Raw genomic sequence first — 4,710 nt, 5'->3', positions numbered from 1 at the left:
CCGACTCCCACGCCGCCCCCCACCCCGACGCCGAGCCCTTCGGACACCTGCTGGTTCCTCTGGTTCTGCTGAGGCCCGGCGGCTGAAGTCCTGGAGGCCCGAGGCCTGAGGACTGAAGTTCCGGAGGCCCGGGGCCTCAGACCGCAGGGTCCATGCCCAGCATCCGGCGCAGCAGATCCCGCAGCACCGCGCGGTCCCGGTCGGAGAGGCCGGCCAGCGGCTCGCGGGCGAAGTCGAGCGATTCACGCAGTTGCCGCGCCGTCCGGGTGCCCTTCTCGGTGGGCGCGGCCAGCTTCACCCGCCGGTCGGCCGGATCGGGCCGGCGCTCCACCAGGCCGCGCACCTCCAGCCGGTCGACGATGCCGGTCACGTTCGACGGCTCGCACTTCAGCTTCTGCGCGATCCTGCGCATCGGCATCGGCTCCAGGGAGAGCAGACCGAGGACCCGGGCCTGCGCACCGGTGAGGCTGTGCGCGGCCGCGGCCTCCTCGTACTCCTCGTAGTAGCGCGCCACGACGGTGCCGATGAGCTCGACGACCTCGAGGGTCAGTGGGTCTGTACGAGTGGCCATGACGCTCAGGATAGCCGGTTACTTGACAACATGAAATATCCAGGCGCATGGTTGTTTCACATGGTGAAGCTTTTCCGCTCCGGCCGAACGGCTTCCCGTACCTTCCCCCCTCTAGACATCGAGGAGACACCGAGCCCATGTCTGCAGCTCTTCCCACGTCCAGCCGTGAATGGCACCTCGTAGCCCGTCCGCACGGCTGGCCGAAGGCCGAGGATTTCGCGCTGCGTGAGGCACCGGTCACCGCTCCCGCCGAGGGCCGGGTCCTCGTCCGCAACCTGCACTTTTCGGTCGACCCGTACATGCGCGGCCGCATGAACGACGTGAAGTCCTACACCCCGCCGTTCAGGCTGGACCACCCCATGGAGGGTGGCGCGGTCGGCGAGGTCGTCGCGTCCAACGCCGAGGGGTTCGCGGTCGGCGACCACGTCCTGCACGGCCTCGGCTGGCGTGAGTACGCCGACGTCCCGGCCAAGCACGCCGTGAAGGTCGACGCCTCCCTCGCCCCGCTCTCCGCCTACCTCGGCGTGCTCGGCATGACCGGGCTCACCGCCTACGCGGGCCTCTTCGAGGTCGCCTCCTTCAAGGAGGGCGACGCGGTCTTCGTCTCCGGCGCGGCCGGTGCGGTCGGCAGCCAGGTCGGCCAGCTGGCGAAGCTCAAGGGCGCCTCGCGGGTCATCGGCTCCGCGGGCTCCAACGAGAAGGTCAAGCTGCTGGTCGAGGAGTACGGCTTCGACGCCGCCTTCAACTACAAGAACGGCCCCGTCGCCGAGCAGCTGCGCGAAGCCGCTCCCGACGGCATCGACGTCTACTTCGACAACGTCGGCGGCGAGCACCTCGAAGCCGCGATCTCCTCGCTCAACGTGCACGGCCGCGCGACCATCTGCGGCATGATCGCGCAGTACAACGCGACCGAGCCCACCCCGGCGCCGCGCAACCTCGCCCTCGTCATCGGCAAGCGGCTGCGCCTCCAGGGCATGCTCGTCGGCGATCACGCCGCCCTCCAGGGGCAGTTCGTCCAGGAGGTGGCCGGCTGGCTGGCCTCGGGCGAGCTGAAGTACCGCGAGACCGTCGTCGAGGGAATCGAGAACGGCTTCGAGGCCTTCCTCGGGCTGCTCCGCGGCGAGAACACCGGAAAGATGATCGTTTCCCTCGGCTGACACAGCCGCAGGGGCACCCGTTAGGCTCATCCCAGGCCGTCGCGATCGTGGGCGCGAGTCGCGGCGCATCAGCAGGAGGATTTTCAGGTCATGACCATTCAGGACATAGCCGTTGCGTACACCGCTGTCGCCACCGCCGAGAACGGCCGTGACGGCCGGGTCTCCACGGACGACGGCAAGCTCGACGTGGTCGTCAACCCGCCGAAGGAAATGGGCGGAAGCGGCGCGGGCACCAACCCGGAGCAGCTCTTCGCGGCCGGCTACAGCGCCTGCTTCCAGGGCGCGCTGGGTGTCGTGGCCCGTCAGGAGAAGGCCGACATCTCCGGCTCCACGGTGACCGCCGCGGTCGGCATCGGCAAGACCGAGGCCGGTGGTTTCGGCCTGGAGGTCGCGATCACGGCGACCATTCCGAACGTCGACAGGGCGACCGCGCAGGCGCTCATCGAGAAGGCCCACCAGGTGTGCCCGTACTCGAACGCGACGCGCGGCAACATCAAGGTCGAGCTGTCGGTCGCCTGAACGCAGGCCTCACTCGTACCGCTCGTACGTAGCCGAGGGCCGCATCCCGTTTCAGGGGCGCGGCCCTCGGTTTTGTTCGGCATCACGGACATTGTTCGAAATTTCTGAGCGGCCCATTGACTCTCGCCTGGCGCTCCACCGAGTCGAACCGCTTCGGGCTCTCCGAGTACATCCGCGGAACGGGGGCGGGCCCGCCGGCGGCCGTGGGCCGGACGGGCCCGCCCCGACTGCCCGGTCAGCGGCGCCCGCCCCCGCCAGTACGCTGACGGCATGCGTGACGCGGCAGCGGGATTCGGCTATTTGATCAATGGGCAGCGCTGGGTCGCCCGGCACGGGCGGTGGTTCGGCATCGGTCTGATCCCCGGCCTCATCACCCTGGTGGTGTACGCGGGCGCGCTCGTCGGCCTCGGCTACGGGGCCGACGACCTGGCGGCCTGGGCGACCCCCTTCGCCGACGGCTGGTCCTCGCCCTGGCTGGGCCTGCTCCGCACCACCCTGACCGTGCTGGTCTTCGCCTTCGGCCTGTTCCTGGCGGTGATCACGTTCACCGCCGTGACGCTGCTCGTCGGGCAGCCCTTCTACGAGTCGCTCTCCGAGGAGGTCGACCGGGCCGAGGGCGGCGAGGTGCCCGAGTCGGGGCTGCCGCTCTGGCGGGAACTGTGGATCTCCGCCCGCGACAGCGTGCGCATCCTGGTGCGGGTGGCCCTGTACGCCGTACTGCTCTTCGCCCTCGGATTCGTCCCGGTCGCCGGCCAGAGTGTCGTCCCGCTGATCGGCTTCTGCGTCACCGGCTACTTCCTCGCCGAGGAACTCACCGCCGTCGCGCTCCAGCGCCGCGGCATGGTGCTGAAGGACCGGCTGGTCCTGCTGCGCGGCCGACGGCTGCTGATCCTCGGCTTCGGCGTACCGCTGGGCCTCGCCTTCCTGGTCCCGTTCGTCGCCGTCTTCCTGATGCCGGGGGCCGTCGCCGGTGCGACCCTGCTGGCGCGCGAACTGGTGGGGCAGGACGACGGCGCGGACGACGGCGCGGCCGACGGGGAGGACGAGGGATCGCTGCCGTCCTCCTCGCCGCACACCTTCAGCGACTGAGCGTCAGCTCGTGTGCACCTCCAGCGCGGTGCGGACCGCCGACTCCAACGCCCCTTCGATCCAGGCCGGCTTGACCGAGGTGTGGCAGCCCGCGAAGTGCAGCGGACCCTCGGCCGAGCGCACATCGGCGAACAGTTCGGTGTGCTGGCCGGGCAGCAGTACGGACGCCTCGCCGTACGCGTACGGGTCGCGCATCCACGACTGGGTGGCGCCGGCCCCCGTGTAGAAGACCTCGATGCGCTGCCCGTACACGTCCTGTACCCCTCCCAGGGCGTGCGGGTAGCGCTCGTCGTCGTCCAGGGAGTCCCATTTCAGGGCGTCGTCCGCCCAGCTGTACGAGGCGAGGAGAACTCCGCCCCTGCTCGTGCCGGCCGGGTGGGAGGGCTGGTACATGAACCGGTTGGCGTTGTCGGTGACCGATCCGCCGCCGATGACGTGCGCGGCCTCGGGCTGGTTGCGGGCGGTCGCGCGGTACGCCGCGTAGTGCACGCGCTGGTTGGGCGGCAGGTGGCCGGACGGTACGGATGCGTGCGCGCCCAGCAGTGAACCGTCGGCCGGTGCCTTGCCGAGCCGGTACGCGTCGTACAGACCGGGCCGGATGCTGTTCAGCTCGGTCTTCCAGTCCTTCTCCTCGAACTCCCACCAGCGGCGGCTGAATTCGAGCAGCACCTTGGTGGCCGCGTCGTAGTGGATCTCGGTGATCGCGCGCCGCTTGCCGTACGAGAGCGCGGGTGTGACCGGGATGTGGCGGAGTCCGGAGAACGGCACGGTGACGATCGCCCGGTCGCCGGTGAACGTCTCCCGCACGACCTTGCCGTTCCGGCCCTCGGACACCGTCTCGACCCGGACGCCGTCGGCGCCGTGGCTGATCCTGGCGGCCCGGCGGTCCAGTCGTACCAGGTCCTTGACCCGTGCGTACATCGCGTCGGCCAGTGTCGCCGTGCCGTCGGGCAGTTCGTAGAACGCGGTGTCCGGGCTGATCAGGGAGGCCCCGATGAAGCTGTGCACAAAGGCGAGGTGGAGCCGCGAGGTGAGGTTCTCGACCGTGCCGATGAGGTCGATGGTGCGCTCGTCGAGCTTGGCCGCCTCGGTCAGGAAGCGGAACATCGACCAGTGGCCGTAGCGCTGGATGACCCGCGCCCAGCCCTTGACGAGTTCCGAGCCCTCCTTGCCCTCGAACTCCGCGCGCACCGGGGCGAAGGCCTCGCGCACGATGGTCGAGGCCGTCTTGTCCTCGAACTCGGCGGGGACCCCGAAGGAGCGGTTGACCGCCTGCGGCTTCTTCGCGTAGTCCGCCTTGCGGACCCGGACGCCGTTGACGTGGATCCAGGTGTGGTTGACGGGCCGGCCGGTCTCGTCGACGTCGACGAGGTA

Annotated in this window: 5 protein-coding genes; 3 read left to right on the top strand and 2 right to left on the bottom strand. The window is 69.8% G+C overall.

What is annotated here, in order from left to right:
- Nucleotides 1–136: 136 nt before the first annotated feature.
- Nucleotides 137–571, bottom strand: a complete 435-nt coding sequence (locus tag J1C73_RS12330; RefSeq protein ID WP_207316407.1) for a MarR family winged helix-turn-helix transcriptional regulator — start codon at nt 569–571, stop codon at nt 137–139.
- A gap of 137 nt (nt 572–708) precedes the next feature.
- On the opposite strand from J1C73_RS12330, the gene J1C73_RS12325 reads away from it, so the two are divergent.
- From J1C73_RS12325 to J1C73_RS12315, 3 genes are all read left to right on the top strand, one after another.
- Nucleotides 709–1,728 carry an NADP-dependent oxidoreductase gene (locus tag J1C73_RS12325; RefSeq protein WP_207316406.1) on the top strand — a complete coding sequence of 340 codons (1,020 nt, stop codon included), beginning with the start codon at nt 709–711 and terminating at the stop codon, nt 1,726–1,728.
- Between the two features lie 90 nt (nt 1,729–1,818).
- Nucleotides 1,819–2,247 carry an organic hydroperoxide resistance protein gene (locus tag J1C73_RS12320; RefSeq protein ID WP_207316405.1) on the top strand — a complete coding sequence of 143 codons (429 nt, stop codon included), beginning with the start codon at nt 1,819–1,821 and terminating at the stop codon, nt 2,245–2,247.
- Between the two features lie 270 nt (nt 2,248–2,517).
- Nucleotides 2,518–3,336: an EI24 domain-containing protein gene (locus tag J1C73_RS12315; protein ID WP_207316404.1), complete on the top strand. Its 819-nt coding sequence runs from the start codon at nt 2,518–2,520 to the stop codon at nt 3,334–3,336.
- A 3-nt stretch (nt 3,337–3,339) separates the two neighbouring features.
- On the opposite strand, the gene J1C73_RS12310 is transcribed toward J1C73_RS12315, so the two are convergent.
- Nucleotides 3,340–4,710, bottom strand: a 1,371-nt coding sequence (locus J1C73_RS12310; protein ID WP_207316403.1) for a flavin monoamine oxidase family protein, incomplete at its 5' end; no start/stop codon positions are given.

The organism is Streptomyces laculatispora (assembly GCF_017353455.1).
Lineage (GTDB): Bacteria > Actinomycetota > Actinomycetes > Streptomycetales > Streptomycetaceae > Streptomyces > Streptomyces laculatispora.
Note: the sequence above shows the minus strand (reverse complement) of the source record. Positions and strands in the feature narration are given on the sequence as shown.

Coding starts and splice junctions, on each gene's coding strand:
- J1C73_RS12330 (WP_207316407.1), bottom strand. CDS start 571: ATGGCCACTCGTACAGACCCACTGACCCTCGAGGTCGTCGAGCTCATC.
- J1C73_RS12325 (WP_207316406.1), top strand. CDS start 709: ATGTCTGCAGCTCTTCCCACGTCCAGCCGTGAATGGCACCTCGTAGCC.
- J1C73_RS12320 (WP_207316405.1), top strand. CDS start 1,819: ATGACCATTCAGGACATAGCCGTTGCGTACACCGCTGTCGCCACCGCC.
- J1C73_RS12315 (WP_207316404.1), top strand. CDS start 2,518: ATGCGTGACGCGGCAGCGGGATTCGGCTATTTGATCAATGGGCAGCGC.